Below are 424 nucleotides of genomic sequence, written 5' to 3'. Positions count from 1 at the left end.
GTAATAGCCTCGGCATAATCTAAATCTTCTAGAATAGATAACGTGCTGCTATTAATAATTTTCTCTTCTGAATGGTTGGTAGAAATACTGTCCAAACTTTTCAGATTGTTGCCTGCGATCCCTCTTGCTGCACTGACTTGATTTTGACCACTATCAATATCATTCAATAGTTGTGCCAACTGTGACTTTCCTTGGGCAGTATTTGTGCCGTCTGATGTGTCCAATAAAGCGAGAGCCTTACTAAATGAATCAAACACGCCTACTGTTTCCTGCGGTTCAAGTGTAAATGAGTCCCCTGCAGCCGGAGTACCGCTTAATTTAACGTCTATGCCGTTAAAAGAAACCGCATTAGTAGGATCAAAGTTAACAACTGTTTTGACTGCTGTGTTAACCGAACTTAATACTTCAAGATCAACACCTGCAC

At 40.6% G+C, this 424-nt stretch carries 1 pseudogene; it reads right to left on the bottom strand.

Annotation, left to right across the window (positions count from 1 at the left end):
• Positions 1–424: pseudogene (locus tag AAEZ02_RS21895) on the bottom strand (flagellar hook-associated protein FlgL); the annotation flags it as partial.

It is taken from the genome of Shewanella sp. T24-MNA-CIBAN-0130 (genome assembly GCF_040310185.1).
GTDB classification, from domain to species: Bacteria; Pseudomonadota; Gammaproteobacteria; order Enterobacterales; family Shewanellaceae; genus Shewanella; species Shewanella psychromarinicola.
This window is presented reverse-complemented; position numbering and strand designations above follow the sequence as displayed.